Source organism: Candidatus Poribacteria bacterium (genome assembly GCA_021295755.1).
Classification (GTDB): domain Bacteria; phylum Poribacteria; class WGA-4E; order WGA-4E; family PCPOR2b; genus PCPOR2b.
Window position 1 is genome coordinate 5,023 of record JAGWBT010000013.1, and the last position, 25,086, is coordinate 30,108.

22 protein-coding genes are annotated in these 25,086 nt (G+C 50.7%); 3 read left to right on the forward strand and 19 right to left on the reverse strand.

The annotated features are described in order from the left end of the window. Together J4G02_02965 and J4G02_02970 are read right to left on the reverse strand one after the other, a co-directional pair. Positions 1 to 189: VOC family protein (locus tag J4G02_02965; GenBank protein ID MCE2393555.1), on the reverse strand; the 189-nt coding region annotated here is incomplete at its 3' end. Positions 190 to 215: 26 nt separating this feature from the next. Next, complete coding sequence (locus J4G02_02970; protein ID MCE2393556.1) at positions 216 to 665, reverse strand: hypothetical protein; 450 nt, start codon at positions 663 to 665, stop codon at positions 216 to 218. Positions 666 to 1,337: 672 nt separating this feature from the next. On the opposite strand from J4G02_02970, the gene J4G02_02975 reads away from it, so the two are divergent. Next, positions 1,338 to 1,676, forward strand: coding sequence for a site-specific integrase (locus J4G02_02975; GenBank protein MCE2393557.1), 339 nt, complete (start codon positions 1,338 to 1,340; stop codon positions 1,674 to 1,676). 356 nt (positions 1,677 to 2,032) lie between these two features. Then, complete coding sequence (locus tag J4G02_02980) at positions 2,033 to 3,070, forward strand: hypothetical protein (protein MCE2393558.1); 1,038 nt, start codon at positions 2,033 to 2,035, stop codon at positions 3,068 to 3,070. Here the strand turns inward: J4G02_02980 and J4G02_02985 are convergent. The 8 genes from J4G02_02985 to J4G02_03020 form a co-directional block, all read right to left on the reverse strand. Beyond that, entirely contained in the window at positions 3,057 to 3,518 is a 462-nt protein-coding gene (locus J4G02_02985) for a DUF5069 domain-containing protein (protein MCE2393559.1), read from the reverse strand. The genes J4G02_02980 and J4G02_02985 overlap by 14 nt on opposite strands. Then, entirely contained in the window at positions 3,509 to 3,883 is a 375-nt protein-coding gene (locus tag J4G02_02990) for a DUF5069 domain-containing protein (GenBank protein MCE2393560.1), read from the reverse strand. The genes J4G02_02985 and J4G02_02990 overlap by 10 nt, the downstream gene beginning before the upstream one ends. A gap of 164 nt (positions 3,884 to 4,047) precedes the next feature. After that, the gene (locus J4G02_02995; protein MCE2393561.1) at positions 4,048 to 6,075 is read right to left on the reverse strand and encodes a CocE/NonD family hydrolase; all 2,028 of its coding nucleotides are present in this window, start codon (positions 6,073 to 6,075) and stop codon (positions 4,048 to 4,050) included. Positions 6,076 to 6,423: 348 nt separating this feature from the next. Further along, the gene (locus J4G02_03000; protein ID MCE2393562.1) at positions 6,424 to 7,569 is read right to left on the reverse strand and encodes an amidohydrolase family protein; all 1,146 of its coding nucleotides are present in this window, start codon (positions 7,567 to 7,569) and stop codon (positions 6,424 to 6,426) included. Between the two features lie 28 nt (positions 7,570 to 7,597). After that, positions 7,598 to 8,929, reverse strand: a complete 1,332-nt coding sequence (locus J4G02_03005) for an aspartate aminotransferase family protein (GenBank protein MCE2393563.1) — start codon at positions 8,927 to 8,929, stop codon at positions 7,598 to 7,600. A 157-nt stretch (positions 8,930 to 9,086) separates the two neighbouring features. Beyond that, positions 9,087 to 9,995 (reverse strand): phytanoyl-CoA dioxygenase family protein, encoded by a 909-nt coding sequence (locus J4G02_03010; GenBank protein MCE2393564.1) that lies wholly within the window; start codon positions 9,993 to 9,995, stop codon positions 9,087 to 9,089. A gap of 155 nt (positions 9,996 to 10,150) precedes the next feature. Then, a complete protein-coding gene (locus J4G02_03015; protein ID MCE2393565.1) occupies positions 10,151 to 11,587 on the reverse strand; it encodes a sulfatase-like hydrolase/transferase in 1,437 nt (478 codons plus the stop codon). Between the two features lie 190 nt (positions 11,588 to 11,777). Continuing rightward, on the reverse strand, positions 11,778 to 13,244 hold the full coding sequence (locus tag J4G02_03020) for a sulfatase-like hydrolase/transferase (protein ID MCE2393566.1): 1,467 nt from the start codon (positions 13,242 to 13,244) through the stop codon (positions 11,778 to 11,780). Between the two features lie 158 nt (positions 13,245 to 13,402). Here J4G02_03020 and J4G02_03025 point away from each other — a divergent pair, with 158 nt between their 5' ends. Continuing rightward, on the forward strand, positions 13,403 to 13,594 hold the full coding sequence (locus J4G02_03025) for a hypothetical protein (GenBank protein MCE2393567.1): 192 nt from the start codon (positions 13,403 to 13,405) through the stop codon (positions 13,592 to 13,594). A gap of 23 nt (positions 13,595 to 13,617) precedes the next feature. Here J4G02_03025 and J4G02_03030 read toward each other — a convergent pair whose 3' ends face one another. The 9 genes from J4G02_03030 to xylB all read right to left on the reverse strand — a co-directional run bounded on the left by J4G02_03030 (position 13,618) and on the right by xylB (position 25,025). Then, the gene (locus J4G02_03030) at positions 13,618 to 14,601 is read right to left on the reverse strand and encodes a Gfo/Idh/MocA family oxidoreductase (protein MCE2393568.1); all 984 of its coding nucleotides are present in this window, start codon (positions 14,599 to 14,601) and stop codon (positions 13,618 to 13,620) included. A gap of 156 nt (positions 14,602 to 14,757) precedes the next feature. Further along, entirely contained in the window at positions 14,758 to 16,068 is a 1,311-nt protein-coding gene (locus tag J4G02_03035; protein MCE2393569.1) for an NAD(P)-binding domain-containing protein, read from the reverse strand. 72 nt (positions 16,069 to 16,140) lie between these two features. After that, positions 16,141 to 16,803 carry an endonuclease III gene (locus J4G02_03040; GenBank protein ID MCE2393570.1) on the reverse strand — a complete coding sequence of 221 codons (663 nt, stop codon included), beginning with the start codon at positions 16,801 to 16,803 and terminating at the stop codon, positions 16,141 to 16,143. A gap of 100 nt (positions 16,804 to 16,903) precedes the next feature. Beyond that, positions 16,904 to 18,061 carry an exo-alpha-sialidase gene (locus J4G02_03045; GenBank protein MCE2393571.1) on the reverse strand — a complete coding sequence of 386 codons (1,158 nt, stop codon included), beginning with the start codon at positions 18,059 to 18,061 and terminating at the stop codon, positions 16,904 to 16,906. A 60-nt stretch (positions 18,062 to 18,121) separates the two neighbouring features. Then, positions 18,122 to 18,706: a sulfotransferase family protein gene (locus J4G02_03050; GenBank protein MCE2393572.1), complete on the reverse strand. Its 585-nt coding sequence runs from the start codon at positions 18,704 to 18,706 to the stop codon at positions 18,122 to 18,124. A gap of 77 nt (positions 18,707 to 18,783) precedes the next feature. Then, positions 18,784 to 19,884: a J domain-containing protein gene (locus J4G02_03055; protein ID MCE2393573.1), complete on the reverse strand. Its 1,101-nt coding sequence runs from the start codon at positions 19,882 to 19,884 to the stop codon at positions 18,784 to 18,786. A gap of 173 nt (positions 19,885 to 20,057) precedes the next feature. After that, positions 20,058 to 23,000: a DUF3857 and transglutaminase domain-containing protein gene (locus J4G02_03060; protein MCE2393574.1), complete on the reverse strand. Its 2,943-nt coding sequence runs from the start codon at positions 22,998 to 23,000 to the stop codon at positions 20,058 to 20,060. Then, positions 23,000 to 23,485: a cyclic pyranopterin monophosphate synthase MoaC gene (moaC, locus tag J4G02_03065; GenBank protein ID MCE2393575.1), complete on the reverse strand. Its 486-nt coding sequence runs from the start codon at positions 23,483 to 23,485 to the stop codon at positions 23,000 to 23,002. Before moaC ends, J4G02_03060 begins: the two co-directional genes overlap by 1 nt. Then, complete coding sequence (gene xylB / locus J4G02_03070; GenBank protein ID MCE2393576.1) at positions 23,478 to 25,025, reverse strand: xylulokinase; 1,548 nt, start codon at positions 25,023 to 25,025, stop codon at positions 23,478 to 23,480. The genes moaC and xylB overlap by 8 nt, the downstream gene beginning before the upstream one ends. Between the last annotated feature and the right edge of the window lie 61 nt (positions 25,026 to 25,086).

Genomic DNA, 25,086 nt, shown 5'->3' on the forward strand with positions numbered 1-25,086 from the left:
TTCATAATCGGGTGAATAGGTCAACTCCAGCGTCGGTACGTTGCCCGGAAGTTCAAGATGGACAATCTGGTTGCCTGCCGGTGATCTATCGCTTCGACTTCTCACAACAAAACCTAAGTGGTCGCAATACCATTTTATCGATTGATCGAGATCGCTCACTCTAACGCGCGTGTGTAAAAAGATAGCCATTTTTGTTCCCTTTCTGCATTGCCTTCCTATGAACCAAGAAACACCTTGACAACCAGAGCGATGAGGGCTAGATATATGGGGGCCATTAACCCAATAATCCATCTCAGCTGCGTGTTGAGTTGCCCCTCAACGCCAGAAACCCGTGCCTCAATTGCTTCAAAACGTCTCTCCAGCTGCTCAAAGCGTTTGTCTACCTGCTCAAAGCGGTAATTGAAAAGTTGGATTAGGTCGTCAATACGTTTATCCATCTGCTCAAAACGTTTATCCACTTGCTCAAAACGTTTATCCATCTGCTCAAAGCGTTGATTCACCTGCTCAAAGCGTTGATCGATAGATTGAACCAAGTTATCAAAGCGTTGGTTCATCTGCTCGAATGCGCCGCGCAAATACGCATTATCTCTAGCATTCTGATGGACCATTTCGACCGTTTGCTGAACAACTTCTCGGAGGTCAGCTGTCTCAGAATTGGTATTCATAGTTACCTCCCATTAAATGAGAGTATAGCATAGGTTGGCTTGAATCTCAAGGAAAAACCAGATTGTTACCGGCTAGGTTCGATCGAGAGATTCCACGCAGCGGGTAGAGGATAGGAAAAACCCAATCGCTCATGTTAAGAAATCGTGCAGTTTTGCGATTCTACTTGACGATTACCATCCGCCGCGTGGCGGAATAGTCCCTCCGGTGAGGCACCAAGAGTCCAGAGCGAACTGCGAACAGGTGATAGAAATACACGCCTTTTACATTTTTTAACCCTTATAGGACTTATACAACTGAACACTCAAATACCTATAGTTCGACGATGTATCGCCGCAAGTACCCGATGAAGGCCATCCCATTAGAATTTAAAGATTCAGATGGGACCGATAAACGTGGTTGAACACAGATTTCCATCCTTTTTCTCTTGGCTCATATAAAAAGAAAGTGCAAAACGCGAATCGAAATCGTAGGGGCGGGGTCTCCCCACCCGCAGTCCGTAAGGGTTGGGTCACCCAACCCCTACGAAGATTCGGTTGCTGTTGCACGCTTTCTTAACATGAACTTTTCTCTTTTTATTTGCGAAAATCTGCGTCCCTATCTGCTCTTAGAACTGAAGTGCGTAAATCCTAAGAAGAGTAAGAAACTTATGGACTCAGAATGGAGAAAAAATTATGAATGCATCAACCTGGAATCAAGTCGTTATCAGAGACGAAACGGAGGAGTTAGTCAACGCTAGCATTGCACCGAGCACTGTCGAGACATATCAGCGTGCAATGCAACAGTTGGAAAAATGGTTGGATGGACGTTCTCTGAGCGATAACCTATTTGCAACTTATATCACGGAGTTGTATCAAAACGGAAAGTCACCGGCGACAATCAGTAAAATTGTCGCTGCGGTCAAATGGACGGTTAAAAATCAAGGTGTAGGAATCCCCTTTGAGATCACGGAAAAGGCACTCGCTGGCATTCGGCGTAAAGGCGCGATTGCACGGTTCAAATATGGAAAGTGAAACGTGATGCGTAAAACGTAAGTTGTAGGTTGGGTTGAACGGTTAAAAGCAAATCTATATCAATAGAGGAGCTGGTTTTCAATAGCACCGTCTTATAGCAGAGATAAAGTGAAACCCAACACCCAATCCAACACACCTACTGATTATCAACTGTTGGGTTTCACTATCGGAGATTTCAAGCAGAATCGAACCTTGCAATTCAACTCTAATGTTTGGTATTCTTCATAGAGATTCCGTTCAACCCAACCTACGCGTTGAAGTGCTCTTTCTTTCGCTCCAGAGGAGCGATATGTTTATAGAACAGCGATATGTCCAACTCCCGCGCTTCAGAGGAGCGCAATGTATAGGGTTCATCTATGAAGGCAATCTATTCCCTCATCCTTCTTTGGCTGTTGATTTGGCAAATCGAATTCAGCCATGCCGTTCGTGAAGGCACCGCCAACGCTAAGGCCATGATCCAACGGTATGAACGGGAGGGAAATTTCGTCAAAGCAGCCTTATGGCACCAAGCAGCTGCAGACTGTTTGAAAATCATCTCTATTCCGATGACGGAAATCCAAACTCGGTACTACGTGCATCATGGAAAACACACACTGGCAGGCCGGAGTCGTGGACAGTTGGCAGACATAAAGAAGCGGCGAAAATACCATCTGAAGGCTGCGAAGGCATATCGGGAAAGATTGGAAACGGAGGGAACTTTACCCGAACTTGAGGCAGAACGCGAGAAAATTATGCAGTTTGTTTCAACGTGGGTACAGATCTATCCAAATCGGTTCTACCATTACGGTATCTACCCCAGTTTCTTCAAAGTAGAACAGGAGATTTTTAAAAAGAAGGGGGATTATGTCGCTGTCCTAAATCTCGAAGCCGATGCAGCGGAGATGTGTGCCAATCAGTACAACGAGATAACAGTCGTCTATTTTCAGGAGATCGCTCCGGATCGTGATACAGTCGGAGAGGGTGTGGGAGGAGAGGCAATTTCCCACCGCGGGGAAAATCACCTCTCAAAGGTAGGAAAGGACTGTGTCACTCAGTATAAAAAGGTTCGAGACACGCATCGTCAGCGGGCAGCCCTGTTGCGTAAAATCGCTGAGGGCAAACCCAAAACGCTCCCCATCGAAGCAGAAGCTGTGTTAAGGGATTTATCCCATAAAGCCATCAGCCCTGCCCCGAAATTAACGTCCACACAGGCGTTGGAGATCGCTAATAGAGATACACGTCTACAAGAACACCTAAAAGCGCATACAAGTGTGCACGGATACGCCTCGTTTCAAGGGTTTGCGTGGTTTGTCAGTTACTACAATCACGGTTGGGGGAATCTAGGAACCGTGCTTGTCGATGACAAAACCGGAACAGTCCTCAATATGCTCAATCTCCGTCCTACTCGAAACTGAGTTTGTCGTCAACGTCTTGAAGAGCTGCCCACGTCTTAATGTCCGTACGAGTTGGAGCTACTTCTTGACGACGCTGTTCAAAATAGGCTCTTGACGACTCATCTTCAGGACCCCAATTTGCCATGCGTTCGTTGAACGCTGCGATTTCGTCTGCCCCTTTGCCACTTTGTTCAAGCACCCAGTCCCCGATTTCAACGTCGTTGGGGTTGTTGACCGCAGCTTCTTGGAAGTCCTCCGCAGATACACCGAGAAACTCCAAGATACGTCTATCCTGTCCAGAATCCTCGCCGTACTTATATTCTCCGATTTTTTCGGCGCGTGCTGCGCGTGCCTTATCTGCCATCCGTGCGACACCATGGCAGTCTGCGACATCTTTAGCGTGGGGACTGCGTGGTGGTCCGACCGTCAAGTCAACCTGCCAGAAACTACCCCAATCATCTAGTTCCATCGATTGAAGTACCGTTGTGAAAGTCGATCCCTCAGCATTTGCTTGTATTGCTCATTCGGTGGCTCAAGACTCAATTCCCGCTGATTAAATTCATCAATGTCCGCCTGCGTGACGCTCGAATTTTCAAGCACCCACGCCTGCAAGGCTTCGTCATCATGCTCACCAGCGGCTTTGGCAAAGTCATCGCCAGAAATTCCCAGAAGTCCGAGAACTTTAGCGTCTAGGCCGGAATTTTCTCCATAGAGGTACTCGCCGGTTGTTCCGTTGTTATGCGCTCTGGCTTTGTCGGTCATTCGTGCTGCGCCGACAATGCCGGCGAGGCTAAGGTTTGATGCACGCCGTGGTGGCTGTCGTGTAAGATCCATAATTAGTAGCTCCTTTTAGTTTATTGATTCAATGGATAAAAAAAGAATCCTAAAAATCCAGTAACGGTTTCATATTATAACCTAACCTGTAATTCGGGAGGCTCTATTTTACTACATCCACAAATCTGCGGCAATTCTAAAAACTCCAGCACCCTTAAAGAATTTCACAGCAAGGCGCGGGGAAAGGTTCGTACCCACCGCTGTTGATGGTGAGGCAAGCCGTTGACAGCGATATGCAGGTCAATCGTAACGTGAAACGCTGTTTCGGTGCTTCGAAAATGGCAGCAAGTGTCAACGGTGATTTCGCCATCGTTGTGCACGATGCGGCGATGATGTTTCCCCAACGCTGTAACATCGGCGGGATCCCGATTATGCGCCCATACTTCAAGTTGTGCATCGGTTTCCACTTTCGTCCCCGAATTCACGAGACTCGTGCCATGTGTACGGGTTCGTAGTCCGGTTCGGTCGCCAAGAATGTCGTAGACAATCTCCCACGGACGCACATCAGGCGAGAGACGATAGACGTTGATCCCCATGTGTAAGGGTTCAAACTGTGCTTCACTGGCCGGTAATTCTCCTTTCTTTGCCACTCTCACTGGAACAATGGGTAACTCCAAACACGATGAGTGCTTGGAGTCGCGATAAACGTGGTTAATCCCCGGATACGGGGTGGGCCAGAGGTTTGGGAAATCTGCGCTACATATAGAAAGACGAATGCGGTGTCCTGTTTCAAAACGCCAAGCGGTGCAGTCGAGATTGATCTCGATTTCGTAAATCTCGCTAGAATTCAGTGGTACCGGATTGGTGAGGGATTCGCGGCGCGTCGCGTTCAACACACCGCTACAGACCAATGCACTCGTTCCATCGGGGGCAACATCGCACAATTTCGCAACGAACGCCATCACAGGTGCCGTGGAACTGACATTCAGTGCAACTTGCGGCCTGCCGATAATTTCCAAAGGTTCATCAAGCGGCTTCGCTGTGTAGTTTAGTGAATGAATTTCATCAGGACGTTGATCTGTCGGCAATCCGAAGGGAACACCGCCACTCCACAATCCGCCTGTGACCCCGACAGTTGGACGGTAAGTATAGCTGTCGAAACGCAGCCCTTGATCCGGTGGCTGAGGACAGAGTTGATCGTCGTTGCCAAGCCAATAGGTCAGCGATTCGCTCGAATCCAGGGGGAACGCTTCTTCTACACGCCAGTATCCGCGTGTTTCGGTTCGATCCACACGCGGTTCATCGTAGGTCTGCATATAGACGCAAACCGGAGGCTCATCCATCACGCCGTTGTCCTCGCCCTTGAGCCAATAGTCGCACCAACGGACGACTTCGCGCAGGTGGTCAATGCGTGGTCCGGGGATAGCTTCATTGGGGTGCGCGTGGTTCCAAGGCCCGATGAGGACTTTTTTGGGCACAGTGAGATTTCTAAACGTTCGCAACGGTGGGTTTGGATAGCCGTCTCGCCAGCCACCAATCATGAAAACCGAACACTGGATCTGGTCGTATCGGCCGCGCAAACTACCGGGACGCCAATATTCACCATCGGTCTGATTCTCCAGCCATTTGAGTAGATAAGGGGTATTGTGTGCGAGGTGTTCTTCCCAGATTCGCGCCCAATCCTCGCCGCTGTATTCGGGATACGGTGGCATCGCGTTCATGCCAATCATCGAACAGCCATACGCTCCGATATCGTAGTAGCAGCGCAGGGCGCCGCCGCGATAGTGACAATCGTCGGCATAACGGTCATCGGTGAAGTACATGGGGATAATGGTCGTGAGGTGCGGTGGACGGTGTGCAGCGATCTGTACAGAAGTAAAACCACCATACGATGCCCCAAACATTGCAATCTTTCCGCTGCACCACGGCTGCGCCGCAAGCCATTCAATCGCTTCAACGCCATCTTGCTGTTCACGTGGCGTGTATTCATCCGTGTTGATCCCCTCGCTGCTGCCCGTACCGCGACAGTCCAACCGCGCCCCGATGAACCCGTGCTGTGCAAAGTAGTTATGATAACCTGAATACGGAGCGGTGTCATCTTTGCGATATGGGATGTATTCGAGGATCAGTGGACGCGGCGTCTGTTCCCAATCATCACTGTCGGGAACGTGCATATCCATCGCTAACTGCACGCCATCTGAGGTCGGAATCATCACGTTTTTGACAAAGCGAACCCTATCTTTCGGTCCCATGGCTTGGCTTCCACCTCCACTTTGATTTGACGGCTAACTGGGGCGTATTGACATTTTGATGTTGCTAATTCGGCAAACGCTGTAATCATTGGGTAATCTGACATAAGTAGCGCAAACTGTATGAAGTTTAAGAAAATAATTCTGTAATTTGCTATCGACACCAGCGCGGTTTCAAACCGCGCCTACCGTATGTTTCGAGGAAAATCGGGATTACCGATTTAAATACTTAAACTTCATACAGATTGTGGTACAAAAGACGACTCTTATGATAAAAGTTTTTGATAGGGGTTGACGTTTAACCTTTCAACCCAACCTACGGACTGAACTGAAGGCGCTTTAAGCGGTCGCCTAGGCGCGGACAACTTCTCCTGCCCGCACAGTGAGGATCGGCTCCCAACAACCTCCGGGCCGCTCCAGACCTTTGACATCTTGTAGTGGCAGCGCATCTTGATTGAAACGCAACACAGCAAGGTCTGCACAGGCACCGGGTGCCAACGTTCCAACCTCTCCGGACAGCCCAAGAAATTCTGCGGGACGTACCGTTACCCGCGCTAGGGCGTCTGCTTCGGTCATGCCGGCGGCGAGCAGCTTAGAAAGGGTACGGGGTAGATCATGTTGTGGGTTGCTATCCACATGCCGAATATACTGGTCTGTCGAGATAGTGTCCGGAAGAAATCCGTTTGCGATTGCTACCTCCGCCACATCAAAGTGGAATGAGTTCATGCCGTGCCCGATATCGAACAGTATCCCTTTCTCGCGAGCCTCCCAAACTTCATCCTTGATACGTCCGTCCTCTACGAGACAATCCATATTGCTCTGAAAGCAGTAAGTGATTACATCTCCGGGACGTAATAGTTCCAACTGCTCTTCAAAAGGAAAATCTGGCTCTCGTCGCGTACCGAAGAGCAGCGGACGGTTTGTCTGGTTGCCAGCTGCCAATGCACGGTTCAGAATCTCGCGGGGATCGTTATCACCGGCACAGGATTTGGCTATATTGGCAGCAATGCCCCAGATTGCCTCACCCCTATCTTCGATCGCTGCGACACAGGCGTCCACATCCACATCGCCCAGATTCTCGAAACAGCCACTCGTCGGGATCGATTCCCCGGTAACGGAGAGATTGATAGCTAATCGGACACGTGTCCGCGCGCCTTCGATGATTGACTCCCGGTATTGAGACCAATTGCCGGCACCCGCATCCCCTTGAGAAAGCACGGTCGTCACTCCACGGGGGAGGAAGTGAACATCGGGATCGACACCGTACTTCGAGCCTTCACGTGCGGGGTGGGCGTGCATATCCACTAATCCCGGCAGTAGCATGGCATCAGGGAAATCCAGCGTCTCCCGCGCAGATCCATCAATCTGATCACCGACAGCGACAATGCGATCGCCGCGAACGGCGACTCCGCCCGGACCCTCCAGTCCAGTCGCAGGGCAGACAACACGCCCGGCGCGGAGGTGGAGATCGTAGGCATAGGTATCAGTATTAGACATAATAACTTCCTCCTGTCGCTCACTGCGATTATTTTATAGCGCGTCCCACTGCCTCTATCAACCCGTCCACATGGCGAGTCTCAGTCGGCAGCGAGATCGCGTTCATGGACAATCCATGACTCAAGAAATAACCTTCTGCCAACAGCGCGAGGAAAACGCGATGTGCCATCGCCTTGTCGGTGCGGGCGAGGTTACGATAGTTGACAAGGTCTTCGCTAGTAAAGTGAATGCTAAACACGGAGCCGGTGTTCACCGCTTTCGCTGCGATATTTTCACGGGCGAACAGCTCGTTCAGTCCTATGCGTAGCCGGTCAGCCAATCCGTTCAAATGGTTGAAAGCTTCAGGGGTGAGCTGTTTCAAGGTCGCCAAACCAGCTGCCATAGTGATGGGATGCGCGCTGAATGTGCCGCTTTGGAAGAAACCTGTGCTGCCGCGCGTGCCGTCTAGCAAGTCCATAATATCCGCTCGTCCACCAAATGCACCGACAGGGAAACCCCCGCCGACAACCTTGCCATAAGCGGTTAAGTCAGGTGTAACGCCGTAGTATTCCTGCAATCCGCCTGTTCCCACTCGGAAGCCGACAATTTCGTCCAAAATAAAGAGTAGGTCGTTCTTCCGTGCTATCTCCCCGACGAACTGCACGAACTCTTTACGCTGCGGCACGATGCCCGCTTTGGTATCGAAAATAATGCACGCTAACTCATCACGATGCTGCGTGATAAGGCGTTCGACCGAGACTTCATCGTTGAAGGGAAGGACAACCACCTCCTCTGCCGCATGTGGAGACATCCCGCCTGCTGAGGGAACAGAATTGGGAGCCGTTTCAGATCCCACTTTGTCCAAGGACGGAGCAGAACTAATTTCGACGACATCGTGGCTGCCGTGATAACCACCCTCAAACTTGGCGATTTTAGCCCGTCCACTGACGCCACGCGCCAGTCGTATGGCATGTAACGTCGCTTCGGTGCCGGAGTTGCAGAATCGGATTCGGTCTAGGGAGGTCACTCGGCGGCACATCTCCTCGCACAATTCTGCCTCGATGCCAACCGGTGCACCTAGCGCAATGCCATTCGCCATCTGTTCCTGGATAGCATCTATGACCGCGGGATGGTTATGACCCAACACCTGTGCCGTGTGATGATTTGCAAAATCCACATATCGCTGCCCTTCGACATCATACAGATAGCACCCCTCGCCCCGCGCCATTGTGAGGGGATACGGCTGATGAAAGTATGCACCTTTTGCCCCACCGGGCATCGTCTTTCGTGCCCGCTCAAAGAGTTCCTGCGACCGTGGGGTGCGCGCTCGATAACTCTCCTCTAGTGAAACTGTGACATCTTCAGCTGTTCTGTTTTCCATTGCGATCTCCTTGCGTAATTGGTGTATTAGTTCATTAATAAACCCAAAACAGTCTCTGTGACCTCTGTGTCTCTGCGGTTGGCTATAATGCTATAAGTTTGTGTTCTACTATGGACACGCAAGCGCAGTTTTCGTATTGTTGTACAGGCTTTGAAATTCAATCCTCAAAAAGTCGATTCCAGTCGTGATGCGATTGTGCTACGCGTTCCGGATGCTTGTGGCTGCGGGCGATAAAGCCGGGAACGTTCTCACGCCCCGTTGGAAGCCCGATTTGGTTGTACCGCGTATCGACGCTCCACCTAACGGTATCCGATCGGTTCGGAACTGACCGATGCACCAACCGCTCCGTCGTCATCAGGACATCGCCCACATCAACTTCCCCTGCCACAACCTCGCAAGGCGGCAGATTGGAGTCAGCGATACCTTTTCCGCCCTTATGACCCGGTGTCGATATGAGACGGCTATGTGGCAACAACCCCAGACGATGCGAGCCCCGCATCACCTCCATACACCCGTTAGTGACTGTGGCATCCACAAGTGGAATCCAGAAATTGGCAACCAATGTATCCCCCGCTTCCTCCGGTCTCAAGTACGCGAGATCCTGATGCCAAGGGATGACTGTTAGATCCTGGTCCGGCAGTTTGGCGCGGCAGCTGAATTGTGGGTGTGCTAGAATTTCGGGCCCCATCAACGATTCAGCGACATCTAGCAGTGCAGGAACTGTTCTTAGCACAAACATCCCAGCACTCATCGGCTTTTGACTGGAAAAGTAGTGATGCCAGACCCAATCCGGTTCGGTGCAGGCTTTGCACACCTGCGCCAGGCGAGTTTCAAAGGGGGCATCACCAAATGTGTTATCCGGACCGAGTACCCCCTGCTTTACCGCTTCGTCCGTTGCTTCATCGACTCGCTGCGCCAGTTCATCGATCAATGGTTGAATCGCTTCGCGTGGAAGCAGATTGCGGATAATCAGAAAGCCGTCATCCTTGAGCTGCTGGATCTGCTGGGGTGTGAGCCCACTTTTCACGGCTGAAGTTTCAGTTGAAACGGAGTCTTTTATAACCATAGATCCTCTCCAATCGGCTCAAATCAGCTGACATTTGGGCGTCGAGAATGAATCTCGACCTACAGGTTATCTGCCGGTATTGGACCCAACGAGAGGGTCTACCAAGATGCCCGACTTACGCGTTGTCAAACGTCTAACACACCTTAATCAGTGCGCTACCTACGCTGGAATTGCCGTTGTCGGACCTCGTGCCAGTCCTCTGGTAGCGGATGGAAAGCACCTTCGCCACAGGAACCCGATTCGATTTTGGCGGCATGCCCCAAACCTGTGACTTGGAACCGTGTCCCGTCAAGCTCCGGCAGGACATATCGGCTGAACCAAGAAGCGAGTTGTTGACGCATCTCCTTCATCAGTGCACTCTTCGCTTTCTCGTCCACAAGGTTTTTTCGTTCGTCTGGGTCATTCACCAGATCATAGAGTTCATGGGGACCATAAGGATAGCGGTGGACATATTTCCATTCCTGCGTCCGAATCATCCGGACAGGACCATATTCGTCAAAGATAACCACTTCATCCTGTGCATCGTTTGTTTCACCGAGCAACGCCGGTTGGAAACTTCGTCCGGGGCGCAATGGATCCGCTGGCATCTCCAAGCCGAGGTAATCAAGCAGAGTGGGCATAAAATCGTATTGACTCGCCATCGCTTCCGTAACGCGTCCTAGTGGAATACCGCCGGGGTGGCTCATAATAAAGGGAACTTTGACCGAGTTCTCGTACATATTCAGCGGGAAGGTGCCGTTCCCTTTATGCCAAAAGCCGTGATGCCCACAGGAATAGCCATTGTCGCTGCTGAAGACGATCAGAGTATCTTCCCGCAAGCCAAGCCCTTCAAGCTTCTCCAGAATGCGACCAACGTTTAGATCCATCGCTGTAATCGCTGCAAAGTAACCCTTCAACGATTCCCTGTTTCCTAGATGTATCCGAGCGCCGGGAATCGCCCACGGGTGTGCCGCTTCTTGGGGACAGGTTTTGAATGGACAATCGTCGTAAGAATCCACAATATCCTGTGGGTGTCCGTCGAACGGCGTATGAGGCGCGTTATAGTGGACGCTGAGATAGAACGGTTGATCTTTGTTACCCTCAATAAACTGCAAAGCGTCGTCTGTGATGATATCGGTAACGTAGCCGGGCTGCACCTCTACAACCCCATCCCGAATCATCTCCGCGTCATTATACTTACTACCACCGAGTGGCATCGCAAACCAGTGGCTGAAGCCGTGCTGTGGGGTCATACTATCGCCAAGATGCCATTTCCCACTGAGTCCAACGGTGTAGCCGTTGGCACCGAGCACATCGGTGTAGCACGTCAAGCCTTCAAGATACTTCGCGGAGGTCGGTGGCATATTTCCATCTCGAATCCAGTCGTGCACGCCGTGCGCTGACGGAATCCGCCCGGTCATCAGGCTAGCGCGTGCTGGCGAACAGACGGGAGAGGTACAGAAAAAGTTTTCGAAGCGAACACCTGTTTCCGCAAGTCGATCCATGTTTGGTGTGCGAACTTCATCGTTTCCACAGCAGCCTGCCGCCCAAGGTCCCTGATCATCAGTCAAAATAAAGATTACATTGGGCTGACGACTATTGGAATCAGACATAAATTTTACTCCTTTTCCCGGGATAAAATTGACCGCAGAGACGCAGAGGTCACAGAGGGATTATGAGGGAGCGTGTGTGTGAGTCTGTGAGGTAGTGAATGCTCGCTCCCTCACTTCCCCGCTCACCCGCTTTCTCGTTTGCTCTGCGTTCTCCGCGCCTCTGCGGTAAGTTTTCAACTCAAACGTTTTATTACATCGGTCCAATTCGTCGAGGGCCTCGATCCATCGCCAGCATCGAAGCATCATAACTTCGTTTCATTAAGTCCACCTTGAGGCTTTGCGCGCTCGACGTATCCCACAGGTTTTCAAACTCCCCCGGATCCGTTTCAAGATCGTAAAGCTCGCCGTGCGGGTGACCGTGGTACATCACCAGCTTATGCTGCCTATCGCGGTACATCGTAGCAAAGGTCCCGTCCGGCTGATCTAAGGCATCATAGAATTCGCAGCGGACGAAATCCCGGTGATGAGTGGGAGAAGCCTCTCCCTTGAGGATTGGCAGCAGCGACCTGCCTTGCATACGATCAGGGATTTCCAAGCCAGCTAAGTCCAGCAAGGTCGGTGTCTTGTCCAGCAGCCCGACCAACGCATCGCTTCTCAAACCCTGCTCAAAATGCCCAGGGAAAGAAAAGATGAGCGGCACACGGACTAGTCCTTCGTAGAAACGACACCCCTTCTGAATCAGTCCGTGATCGCCGAGCATTTCTCCATGATCACTAGTGAAGATAATCACCGTCCGCTCACGCTGTCCGGTTTCGTCCAACGTCTCCAAGATACGCCCCAACACATCGTCAATTAGCTTGATCATAGCATAATATGCCGCTTGCAAGGTTTTGGCATCGCGTCCGCCCGCTGAAGCTACTTCAGCTGTCCCCGGAGACTGCGGCACGATCGGGCTGCGGATATCCAATTCCTCTGGAGGTCGTCCCTTCGACTGGAAATCTACGGCTTCTAGCTTCCGCTGCTGTTCCAGATCGCTCTCTCGGAAAAGGGGACCTGGCATATCTGCCGGATTGAACATATCCCTGTAAGTTTTGGGCGGATTGAAGGGTGGGTGAGGATCGTAGATGTTTACACTTGCCAGCCACGGTGTTTCCCGTTCTTGTCGGATAAATTCAATCGTCTTTTCCGCACACCATGTGGTTTGATGGAGTTCGGCAGGCACACCGTCAATGCTTTTGGTCAATTCCCCCAGAATATGCCCTTTGAATCGCACCCAGTCTGCGTAGTCGTGTCCCGTGTCCCAGTCGTCACGGGGTGCGTGGCTGTACTGCCAATACTGGTATCCATCGTTCACGCGGGGTTCGATGCGACGGTGAGCACTAGCGAGGTGCAGCTTACCAATCAACCCACAGTCGTAGCCAGCATCTGCGAGGAGGCGGGTTACAAGGGGCGGACTATCTGGGAAGTATTCGTTGCCGTTTCCGTTGACGTGCACCGCACTCGGATACATTCCTGTGAGAAAACTCCCCCGGCTAGGTGTGCAGATTGGGCTTTGGCAGTAGGCGTGGGTAAAAGTAACCCCCTCCTCGACTAAGCCATCAATGTTCGGAGTTGAGACGTACTGGTTTCCCAGCGCACCAATTGTGTCGTAACGCTGTTGGTCTGTACAGATCCAGAGGATGTTCGGACGCCTATTTTGTTTGCTGTTTGTAGCCATATTGAACCTCTTCAAGAATGAGAGCATTGTTCGATAGATAGTTTTATGGTATAATTTTTCCTAGGATAATTTGACGAATCTGCCATTGTCGCCTAAATTAGAGTATCGAATGAGTACACCTACTTGTCTAGCCGGAGAACCAAAGGGGATGACTTCCGATGAGAAAGCTCACCGACGCCGAAAAACGGCAACTGCAAAATAAGATAAAAGATGAGCGAGAACAGCAATATCAAGCAGTTAGAAAAATTGTCCGAAAGAACGACAATGAGGAACCAAGTAGGATACTGTCTCTATTGTTTTTCTGGAAGTTCTCCAGTTTCTGGGACTTCTTCTTTTTCTGGAGCGATTGATGTACTCCTGCCCCATGTCCTCCCTACAAATCTTGCATAGGCAAGATAACCTTAGTCTTTTCCTTTGCTGAACGGTAGGTCGCTAAGACAACCTCAACAGCATGACGCCCACCTCTGCCATCAATCAGGGGTGTTTTATCCTCACGGATACAATCGACAAAATGGGTCAGTTCACCGACGACGCCGTGAGGTCCCGTGCGGTCAGGAGTGAGCGTTTGCCATTCCGATTCACCGATTTTTTTGAGGTATGCGATGTCGGCTCCCATATCGAGCCGTAGCGAGCCTTTCGATCCGTCAATAATGGTCTCGTTTGTGCCGCGTGCGCCCATGAACCCACCCCATCGCAATATCCCCACCGCCCTCGTATCATACCGAATGAGCGAGACGGTGTAATCTTCCCAATCATCGTGTCCAGAAAAGCTGCCCACTTCCGCCGCAACCGTTAGAGCGGTCCCGCCATACCAGTTAATGAGATCAGATTTGTGGATGCCGTTCTCTAGCAGCCCACCGACACTCCCGTACCAAGTTGATGGGCGTTCCCGTGGTCCTCGATAGGGACCGCTATAATCCGTTTCAATATAGGTAACATCCCCAATCTCACCGTCATCGATCAACTGTCTGCCGAGGACATGCACGGGGTAGAAACGGAGAACCTGTCCCACCATCAGGTGCGTCCCCGCTTTGTCTGAAGCGTCAATCATTGCGTCCGCATCGCTGAGGGTGAGGGATAGGGGTTTTTCGCAAAAGGCGTGGACACCAGCCTCTGCTGCTGCAACAACAACCTCCCCATGTGCCACCGGCGGCGTCGCAACTACAACACCATCCACGATCTCTAGCAGTTCGCGGTAATCTTGAAACGCACGGATTTGGTGCTGTTCTGCGATAGCTTGTGCCGCTTCCAATCGAAGGTCCGCAACACCGACAAATTCACAATTTTCAACTTGAGGCAGTGAATTGCAATGAGCACCGCCCATGCCGCCTGTACCGATAACGCCAATACGTGCCATCAAGACCTCCTTTATGTACGGAAACCTAAGTCCTTGAAGTTCATTGGTTCACTCATTCATTAATGAATCCCTGACCATTTACATTTCACGTCCCAGTATCGTTGTCTTTCGGGCCGAAAGATTTACGAGACCGTGGATCCCGATAGGAGAGGCGCATCACGTTTCACTGATAAGTCCTTCCTTTTGAAGGATATCCCCAGCAATCGCGTAAGTCGTTCCGTGCATGGCAATGACCACCAATCCAATGCCCGATGCGAGGTAACCGCCCATATAGAGATTCGGGATATTGAACGCCTCGTAGTTATGCGGATGCGTCATCACCTGATCCAACTGGAAACGGTAGTTGTCATATTTTTCGACCTGTGGCAGCGGTTCAAATCCCTCAAAGGGAGAATAGTCTGGGATACCGCCAATCTCCAAGATAATATGCTCGGCTTCGATGATCTGTTTTTCACTCTGACGGTCTATTGTCGCCAGGCCGGCGGAGGTTCCTTCTTCAACCTTGCAAATGTGGCTTTGGTACAACGTCTGAAAACGGGGATCTCGGCTTTCCATGATCTCTGCAAGTCGGGCGTAATAAGGTAGCCCGTAACGGCTATCGCTGATTAATCGCCAATGATTCTCAAAGGGCTGGCGCATCACATAGTAGACCTGTTTGCCCGCATCGTAAAGTTCCGTTGCCGCCCAATCCGCCGATCTACCACCACCAACGACAACCACCCGTTCACCGGGGAAATCCTCCGGCCGATCGTAGCTTTTCGCCACAAACGGAAGATCTTCCCCGGGCACATCGAGCCGCCGAAGGATGCACCGCTGCCCAACGGCGTAAACGAGGTACTTGGCGGTATATTGATGCGTTGTCTCCGTCCCCAAATCCTTGCTCGTGACTAGAAAACCGCGTTCATGCGGTTCAATACGGACGACCTTTTCGCCGGTATGGATGCGGTCGGTCTGTCCAAACCGGGCAGGAATGCTGTGATAGTAACGCAGTAGGTCGCCCTTGATTATCAAATCGTTGACGTTTAAGTCAATCCCCTGTTCTTCAACATGTAGGGCTAGCGGATAGAACGCAAATTCCATCCACTGTCCTGGAGAGAGGGTCAAGAGATTTTGGGGAACATTGTTCCACAGCCCGCCGACCTCCTCTTGAGTAATGAGTAGGTAATCTATCGGGGGCTCTTGGCGAAAGTCCATCGCGATCTGTGTGAGCTCTTCAAACAACTGTCTGGGGTGATGGAGGAGTCGGAAGAGATCCACGGGCGGGACGTTTCTGGACAACCCCTTGAAATCTAATCCCAGAAGGGTGCCTTTGATTTGCTGTAGCCCCGCAGCCAACTGTGGATAGCGCATGCTGAACATACGACTTCCGCGAAAGTAAGGGTGCCAACCTCCCAACACCACAGCGAGCGGAAGTCCAGCAGGTCCCCCGCCCACAATAATTACAGTATGATGTTCTATATTCGGCAATCAATCACCTCGGAAGCAGATGGAATCTTCAGAAGAACCTGTCCTCGAACCATTCGTTTCACATTTCACAAGCTACAACTCGTCCCGATAATAGAGACAATGTGCCGTGATGGGACACTGATCGCATTTCGGCTTGCGTGCGTTGCAGATCCGGCGTCCAAAAGCAATAAGGTTCATGTGAAACGGGTACGCTTTGCCTTCGGGGATGATTTGCGGCATCAATTCATGCGCTTTTTCCGCAGTACAATTTGATGGCACGAATCCAAGCCGTTTGCTGATCCGCAGGACGTGCGTATCCACAGGAAACACATCACGCCCACAAGCGAAGGCAAGTGTAACGGATACGGTTTTGATCCCGATGCCCTTGTGCTGAGACAGCAGTGGTATTGCGTCTTTGGTGTCCATCTCGCGGATGAATTCCAGATCTAGCTCACCATACTCGGCCTTGAGCCATGTTAAGAAATTCTTGATGGTTTGGCTTTTTTGTCCGCTCAACCCTGCAATCTTGATAGCGTCCGCGATTTCCTCCACATCAGCGTTGAGCACCTCTTCCCACGTAGGGAAGCGTTCCTTGAGGATCGCGAATCCCTTATCACGGTTGACATCGTTTGTGTTCTGGGACAAGACGGTAAGCATTAAACAATCGAGGACATTTTCTTCCATATCCGGTTCGGGCGCGCCGTAAAGTTCCTCTAAAGCATCAGAAATTAACTCTGTTTTCTGCTCAAGGTCCAAATCATACCTCCAATCCTTTTTGGTTCATTGGTTCATTAGCGTATCAGTTCACTAATAGATAAATGCAATCAATACTCGCACCAACCCGTACCAGAAGTTATTATGAGGGTTTTCCAATGCCCAATAGTTCTATACCATCCCGTGTGGGGTTGACTTGGAAGCGAATTACGTACACACGATTTGGGGCTTTACCACTTTCACAATACGAGATAAGCAGCGATCCATCCTCCATCTGGAGGCCGCCGGGGTAGCCGTAGCAAGATACATCGAGGGGAATCTCTGGTGTCCAATCCACGCCTCCGTTCCGGCTCAAGAAGACATATAGCCCGCCTTGGTAGGTTGCGACACAGACAAGGGTACCATCGTCTAGCACGAACAATCGTGGTGCTTTGACTGTCCCACTTTCGACGATTTGCCTAGACTCGCACCAACTCACACCATCATCATCTGAGAAAAAGATACCGCCATCGGGTCGGGACACCATGACAAGATGTCCATCGTCAAAACGAGCGATGGCAGGTTCGTCCACATCCTTATCTTCACGACGGATAGTAGAGACGGTGCGCCATGTCTGGCCAGCATCATCGGAGCGGCGAATCGCGCCAAAGAGATGATCCTCATTTTGATTTGAACAGTAGGTGGGCCAGAGGATACCTCCATCGGGGAGTTGAAACGCTTGACCGTGGCTCCTTTCGTAAAATGAGCCGGGACTGTCTAACCAAATCGGTTCACTCCAAGTTGCTCCGCTATCAGTCGATCTAATCACGCACTGTTGAGTATTCAATCCATTCAGGTCTTTGCGGAAAGCCGGGGGTGCCTCTGGAAATCCATACCAGGATGCTTGCACATTGATGAAACAGAGCACGGTATTATCTTTGCAAACAAACAGTGTAACGGGACCGTCATCTAAAGGAATGTTTGTCAGTTCGACAGGTTTGCTCCAAGTACAACCATCATCGGTGGAATGGACTCCCATTGAGCGTCCACCTGTGGGCGCAACAAAATCCACGGGCCAACCTTCATCGGCATAGCGTTCGCGGGTCTCTTGCTCAAACAATCTCGGTGAGGCAAACGAGGCATGCCAGTAACCAGCGGAGTGAGCGAGCAACAGATTTCCATTGGGCATTCGCTCTAGTCCCCCAGCCCAGCCGATGAAGTCACCGAGTCCGGGAAATGGGTCAGGACGATTGAAATCCCAGCCGGTGGCACATACCCGCGCCTCTTTAGGCGTGAGCGGTTTTGTTGTGGTAGGAGGCATTTTTTTCTCCTAATTTCGAGAACTGAGAATTGAAGAAGACGATACCAACGGTGTTGATGGCTATTGCCCACATCGCTGACGATGGAGGTTAGGATCAATCGCTGCAGCCATGGCGCAAACATCTAGGTCTTCACTGAGAAATTCTCGAATCTGCTCTGCAATCTTCATTGGGTACTGAAGGGCATCCGAATACGCCACATCAAGCATCGGAATATTGCGTTGACTCAACAGCCGCTTAACCTCAAGGACCTGACGTTCAAAGATAGGGTGCAGCTGCGCATCGGACAGATTGCCGCCATCTTTTCCCTGACGCTGAAGCATCTCCCGCTGGGAGGCGAGTACTTCGCTGATGTCACGCTCCATGAAGATAACTTGATAGCTGAATTGAAGTGGCAGAAACGGAATCAGCTGGACGATGATTTTTACTGCCTTGCCTTTCGCTTCGGGCAGCCATGCACAATCTCGCCGAAGCTGTTTCACCTTCTCGTATTCAAAATACCCACGCGGATTATCAGCATCCGCCCTCCGTACGCCGTCAGTCAGGCACGGGTAGCCAGCGGCATCTAGCATCTGCATCAGCATTGAGGTGCCAGACCGGGGGAGACCAGATACCACCGTGATGAGTTCATTCGTACATGTGTTCATTTGTTCACTTTAGTTCATTCGTTCATTAATGAACCAGTGAACCAATGAACCAAACAGCGATCCTAGCTATCAATTTGTCAAGATTCCTGTGAGGGTATTTTTTTCTCTAACTCGATATACCTCTTCAGCAGCTTTTCCTGTTGCCTCGTTAGGGCAGTAGGGATTTCAATAACAACAGTGACAAGGAGATCGCCGTTCTCGTTTTCAGATTTTTTTATCCCCCGCCCGATGAGCCTGAACGTCTGATTGGGTTGTGTCCCTCGTGGGAGGTTCAACACAATAGGATCGGTAAGCGTCGGGACGTGGATCTCTCCACCTAGAGTCGCAGTCGCAAAACCAACTGGAACCTGACATCGCAAATCATACCCATCACACTGTAGGACCGGGTGTGACTTGACAACAACATCTACAAACAGGTCGCCATAAGGTCCTCCACGTAAACCACATTCCCCCTGACCGGGTAGACGTAATGATTTCCCACTCTCAATCCCCTGAGGCGTTTTCACTAGTAAAGAACGCTCCTTGCGGGTGGCACCTGTCCCGTGACAAGTTTGGCACGGACGGTGAATGAGGACACCTGTTCCACGGCAGCGCTCGCACAGTTTATTCTCCGTTGTGTTACCCCGCAGCAACTGGTCGAGAATCTCGCCGTTCCCCATACAATTAGGACAAGTTGATTCGGGCGATTCCTTTTGTGCACCTGTACCGTTACAACTGTCACACTCCTCGTTGCGATGAATACGGATGGACCGCTCCGTTCCCAACATGGCTTCAGTAAATGAGAGGGTTAGACCGGTTCTTATGTTGGAACCCCGCCTTCCATTTGCTTTAACCGTTCGTCTTGCTTTTGTTTTTCGTTTCGTTTGCGGACCGGACCTAAATAGACCATCAAAGAAGTCATTAATTTTGGAGTCGCTATCGCTAGCACGTCGAAATCCCCCATTCCCTTGACCTCCCGTATCCTGCCCTGACGATTGATCATCGGTATGCTGCGGATTGAGCTCGATCAATGCCTGATAAGCCATCGATGCTTCTTTGAATCTCTCTTCCGCCCGTTTATCTCCCGGATTTTTGTCCGGATGATATCGCATCGCAATTTTTCGATAGGCTTTCTTTATTTCGTCGAGGGTCGCATTCCGACTGACACCAAGGATTTGATAGTTATCCTTCTTCCTCACCAATCTCTCTCCTCACAACCGCCAAAACTAAACAGACAAGATTCTTTACCGCAATCTATAGTGAATTCAAAAAATAAATAAACACTTTCGCCCCCCGGTAGGTTCGGTTTGTAACCGCACCGGTTTGGAGTGTCTCATTAATTCTAAGGTCCACTATAATTATAAATTTATCTTTATTTTTGGATTAACAATACCCGCTTGGTTCCCTTGTTTGAAGCCTGCCGAACAAGTGCCTTTAGGTCGAGAATATCATTGACGGAAACTGTTGGACGATGGAAGCGGAGTGTCTGCTTCATCACCATTTTTCGTTTCGATTTTGTATATTCGAGTTGGATAGATCCGACACGGTTGTGGATCTCACGGTCCTCAGGCACAGAATCCACTGAAAACAGAGACGGTAAATTAACGGTAACCTCATCTTCAAAGGTAATTGCTTTGCCGAGGACAACCGGGTGTGTCCTGCTCTCTTCACTGAGCAATGCAGCGTACGGATGCTTGACAAGCGGTAATTCGAGGACATACTGCTGACCAATAGCAAAGAGATAATCCTCACACCACCATGTGAGGACAATTTTCAATTCGTCCTCCATAGTATCGAGTTTTGAGATTGAAACTTTTTCTAACTTCGCGCGGTCATCAAGTTCCATGTATTCATGGAGAAACTTTGATTGTTCATCAGGAATGATATATTTCAATTGACCTCGTAGTTTTGTATTGAACGCTCCAGTTACGGTGAGTGTTTGTGTAACCTTTACTGATAGATCATCTTCTACCTGTATCCGTGTTTCAACACCTTTGAGATTTGCCGCTGCTTCGATGGTTGGACTTTTCGCAAATCGGTATAATTGCTCCCGCATTCCACCAATTTCCTCGGAACTTGAGGTGACCTCAATGGCTGTGGAGGTCCTCCCTTGGTCTACCTCTCCCCTTTCCTTCATAAGAAAATCGGGGTTGACGATGAGTGCCCACCGATCCTGATCGCTGGCGGGGAGATCTCCAAACGCGCAGGTCTCCGCTGTCGCATCTAGCCAGATGAGTCCACCGTTGTCGTTTTCCTCCACAGCGAGAATCATATGATTGAAGTACGAAAGCGAGGGAATCTCACGGATAACTTTACTAGACTCACCCGCGGAAATCAGGACCGGATAGGACTGGATGCCCACCGCCGATAGCATTGTGCTGAGCAGGGTCGTTTTATCCTTGCAGTCCCCATAGCCTTCCTTAAAGATTTCGGGCGCTGAGTGCGGCTTTATTGCCCATATTCCGAGTTCAATGCCGACATAATCAATGTTTGTCGCAACGTATTCGTAGAGCCGTTTAATCTTCTCTTTTCGGCTCCATGCGCCCCTCAACAACGCCTTCGTTTTCTGCTCGATTTCTGGCGTCAAATAATCTTGCTCACGGATGAGAGTGCCGTACCATTCCATCAGTTTATCCCACGAGTCAAGCGACGTAATATTGATGCTATAGGCAAGGTCCTCGACAGCTGGCATAAATGCCTCTTCGCGGAGTGGTGGGACATCGCGCATTTCAAATGTATAAGTGCGTGTATAGCGGGTCTCCGTGATTGTCGGTTCGGATCCAACCGCTTGTGGACTGTTACTCTGGTAGTAAACCGTCTTCTTTTTTGGCGCGTGAATGGTAAAACGGTAGTGCCGCACAGGCTCTGAGGTTTGAAAGTAGACCTGATGCCAAAATTCGCCCTGCATCAGATGGCCCCGATTGTTGGACGAGTAGGCATAGTCAATGATACAATCATCCGACATCTCCGGCATTGAAAAATGCATGAGGCGCGCGTCTACAAACAACCCCGCTTCGACCGCACTCGGTGGCGGGATATTTTTCACGATGCTCCGTTGATCGAGATCGACCACACGACCATCGGGGGTGAGTGTTCGAGCGTGATGAATCGTGATGTCATCGTTTCCGCGTGTGTAAGGTATGCTAACCTTACCAAATTTATGGCCCATATCATTAAAGATTTTCACAATCCGCCGTGTCGAATAGATGTAGCTGCTGTCTTCGTTGACGTTCATCACCTCTACTTCCCAAAGCACGACCGCACTGCTATCAGGATAATCATCTGCCTTTGGTGCATCAGCGAGTAACCCTTTGATCTGGGCTTCATCCGCTCCTGAAATGAAATTATAAGAAATTGAAGTGCGTTGGGATTGTGGTTCATCGACCTCATCAAATGCTTCCGTAAATTCATTGGCGGGGCGGTCTAACTCCAGTTCAGCGGATACAGAGTCAACAAGTGCTGAATGACGTTTTCCTAAGTAAGTTCTTTGAGCGAGGGTGCCGTCCGAGGCATTTGGTAACTCCGTGCGTGAGGCAACCCCATCCCCGTTATCGTCAAGGTGGGGATGCTCCGATTGAACAGAGCCATCGTTCGTGTACCACGTTTTCACCCGATTTTGGGTGTATAGAAACGCTTCTAACAGTGAAATAGCTCCATTGTCGTCAGCATCAGCCGCGCGATCAGAAAAGGCATCGATGAAGATGTTCCCAAAGCCTGAACGCATGTAGCCCTCACGCGCTGAACAAGCGGTGATAACTGTTCGTCCCTCCTTGCTCACTTGAGAGACGAGGCGCGCACTGTAGGGAAATCCGAAGATTAAAACCATCTGCTCCGCGGGAATCTGATTGATGAGCGTAGCCCATTCTACATCTCGGATATCCCGTCCGGGGGAGTTGAATTTCAGTCCGCCTCCGGTTTTGGTTGCATGCCCCACCATGAAGAGGAGAAATCGATCCTCTGACTGTATCTGCGCTTGCAAGTTAGCAAAGGCAGCTTCAACCCCAGCCTTCGTCGATTTCCCATCGACTAAGTCTGACACCTCTCCGCCATCTTCAAATAGGAAGGTGATATGCTCCGGTGCATAGCCGTACTCCTCCACCAGCAGTTCACGCATTCGTGTGGTCGCGTTCCAAAACTCATCGTAAAAGGATTTTTCACCCCCAACACCGCCAATAATAAGCGCGTAATCTTCGGCAGGGGTATCCAGTGTGATGAACAGAATGCAGCTCAAAATCAGGCAAACGTAAATTGCTGCAAAGTTCGATCTCACGCCGGAGATTTGGATTAATCTCCTCATCAAGCCTACCCGTCTCATTATGCCAATTCCTCCCGAATAAATGTTCCACTTTTCCCACCAGTCTTTTTGACCAATCGAATATCAGAGATTTCCATCTCCCTGTCTACCGATTTGCACATGTCATAGACTGTCAAACTAGCAACAGAAACAGCGGTCAAGGCTTCCATTTCAACACCTGTTCGCCCAACGGTCTGAACCTCCGCCTCAATTTCAACGCGGTGTTCCGCTTCATTGATCAACAGATCGACTTTGACGGAGGTCAGTTCGAGCGGATGACAGAGGGGGATAAGATCTCCGGTGCGCTTGGTCGCCATGATGCCGGCAAGACGAGCCACTTCAAGGACATCCCCTTTTGCAAAACCCCGTTCAGCGATTAACTGAAGCGTCTCCGGTTTTGCCAATACATGCCCACATGCCACTGCAACCCGTAGCGTTTCCGCTTTCGGCGTGACATCAACCATGCGGGTATGTCCTTTTTCGTCAAAATGTGTGAGTTTATTCATTATATTCTCCGCCCGAAACTAGTGCCGTCACCTGATCAAACTGTGGCTTGAGCGCGGGATAAAGCGCGCGATAAATCTGGTAATATTCCTCATAAACTCTTACACTATCAGCGTTCGGCTGCGTCGATGATGTGATTTTGATAATTTCATCTGCTGCACTCTCAACGCTATCGTAAATCCCCGTTCCAACACCTGCGAGGATTGCTGCGCCAAATGCGGGTCCTTCGGCGATGTTAATCGTCACCAGTTCAACATCGTAGACATCGGCTTGAATCTGTCGCCAGAGTGAACTCCGTGCACCACCGCCTGTGGCATAGATTCGCTCAATGGGCGTTCCTAACCCACGGATAATCTCTAGCGAGTCACGTAGGGCGTAGGCGATGCCTTCCATTACCGATCGAATTAGATGGGATTTGCCGTGCCGCAACGTCATACCGAAGAAGGTCGCTTTGGCGTTTGCATCCGCGTGTGGTGTGCGCTCGCCGGTCAGGTAGGGCAGAAAGATTAAGCCTTCGCTGCCAACGGGTGCTTCTGCTGCGTGTCGAGTCAAAATCTGATATGAATCAACGCCTTCGATTTTTGCAGCTGCAACCTCTGAGTCACCCAAATTATCGCGAAACCAACGAAATGCACCGCCGGCTGAAAGTACCACACCCATCAGATACCACTTGTGCGGGGCAGAGTGGCAGAAGCTGTGTGCCTGTAGGTTTGGGTCCACTTTGGCTTCATCGGTATGTGCGACGATTGCTCCCGACGTTCCGATACTTGCCGAAACCCGTCCCGTACTGACAATCCCGTTGCCAACTGCGCTACAGGCGTTGTCCGCCCCACCTCCGACGACCGGAGTCCCCGCCGGGAGTCCGGTCAGTTCGGCGACCTCAGCGGTAATTTTTCCACAGATATCGACCGACTCGTACACAGGCGGTAGAAGTGATGGGTCGATATCGAGCTTATGCAACACCTCCTCAGACCACCGCCGTTTCCGTACATCAAATAGGAGTGTCCCCGCTGCATCGGAAACCTCCGCGGCGATCTCGCCTGTCAAGCGGAATCGGACGTAATCCTTAGGGAGTAACATTGTGGCTGTCTTTTCCAGAATCTCCGGCTCATTGTCTCGTACCCAGATCACTTTTGGTGCGGTAAACCCCTCAAGTGAAGGGTTACATGTACTCTGCACCAGCAGATCCTCACCGACAGTCTCCGTGATGTAGTGGCACTGCTCCGTCGTTCGCACATCACACCATAGGATCGCCGGACGTAGGACGCGGTGTCCCCTGTCCATCAACACCAGACCGTGCATCTGACCGGACAGCCCTAATCCTTTGACCTCTTTAGGCGAAACCTGCGATTCGGCAAGCACCCTTTGGATGGATTTCACCGTTGCCTGCCACCAATCCTCCGGGGCTTGTTCCGCCCATTTCGGTTGAGGCGTGTACAGCGGATATTCCTCTAGGGCGCTGGCGTGCAGTTGACCGGTTTCATCAACAAGAATCGTCTTCGCCCCTGTTGTTCCAACATCGATACCGATGAGATATGCCATAGATCATTTCCTGAGAGCAGCGAGGCGCGATATGCTAGTGACTCACAATCCCATCTTGAGA

Excerpts from the sequence above, each read along its gene's own strand:
- J4G02_02970 (MCE2393556.1), bottom strand. The coding sequence starts at position 665 with ATGAATACCAATTCTGAGACAGCTGACCTCCGAGAAGTTGTTCAGCAA.
- J4G02_02975 (MCE2393557.1), top strand. The coding sequence starts at position 1,338 with ATGAATGCATCAACCTGGAATCAAGTCGTTATCAGAGACGAAACGGAG.
- J4G02_02980 (MCE2393558.1), top strand. The coding sequence starts at position 2,033 with ATGAAGGCAATCTATTCCCTCATCCTTCTTTGGCTGTTGATTTGGCAA.
- J4G02_02985 (MCE2393559.1), bottom strand. The coding sequence starts at position 3,518 with ATGGAACTAGATGATTGGGGTAGTTTCTGGCAGGTTGACTTGACGGTC.
- J4G02_02990 (MCE2393560.1), bottom strand. The coding sequence starts at position 3,883 with ATGGATCTTACACGACAGCCACCACGGCGTGCATCAAACCTTAGCCTC.
- J4G02_02995 (MCE2393561.1), bottom strand. The coding sequence starts at position 6,075 with ATGGGACCGAAAGATAGGGTTCGCTTTGTCAAAAACGTGATGATTCCG.
- J4G02_03000 (MCE2393562.1), bottom strand. The coding sequence starts at position 7,569 with ATGTCTAATACTGATACCTATGCCTACGATCTCCACCTCCGCGCCGGG.
- J4G02_03005 (MCE2393563.1), bottom strand. The coding sequence starts at position 8,929 with ATGGAAAACAGAACAGCTGAAGATGTCACAGTTTCACTAGAGGAGAGT.
- J4G02_03010 (MCE2393564.1), bottom strand. The coding sequence starts at position 9,995 with ATGGTTATAAAAGACTCCGTTTCAACTGAAACTTCAGCCGTGAAAAGT.
- J4G02_03015 (MCE2393565.1), bottom strand. The coding sequence starts at position 11,587 with ATGTCTGATTCCAATAGTCGTCAGCCCAATGTAATCTTTATTTTGACT.
- J4G02_03020 (MCE2393566.1), bottom strand. The coding sequence starts at position 13,244 with ATGGCTACAAACAGCAAACAAAATAGGCGTCCGAACATCCTCTGGATC.
- J4G02_03025 (MCE2393567.1), top strand. The coding sequence starts at position 13,403 with ATGAGAAAGCTCACCGACGCCGAAAAACGGCAACTGCAAAATAAGATA.
- J4G02_03030 (MCE2393568.1), bottom strand. The coding sequence starts at position 14,601 with ATGGCACGTATTGGCGTTATCGGTACAGGCGGCATGGGCGGTGCTCAT.
- J4G02_03045 (MCE2393571.1), bottom strand. The coding sequence starts at position 18,061 with ATGCCTCCTACCACAACAAAACCGCTCACGCCTAAAGAGGCGCGGGTA.
- J4G02_03050 (MCE2393572.1), bottom strand. The coding sequence starts at position 18,706 with ATGAACACATGTACGAATGAACTCATCACGGTGGTATCTGGTCTCCCC.
- J4G02_03060 (MCE2393574.1), bottom strand. The coding sequence starts at position 23,000 with ATGAGACGGGTAGGCTTGATGAGGAGATTAATCCAAATCTCCGGCGTG.
- moaC (MCE2393575.1), bottom strand. The coding sequence starts at position 23,485 with ATGAATAAACTCACACATTTTGACGAAAAAGGACATACCCGCATGGTT.
- xylB (MCE2393576.1), bottom strand. The coding sequence starts at position 25,025 with ATGGCATATCTCATCGGTATCGATGTTGGAACAACAGGGGCGAAGACG.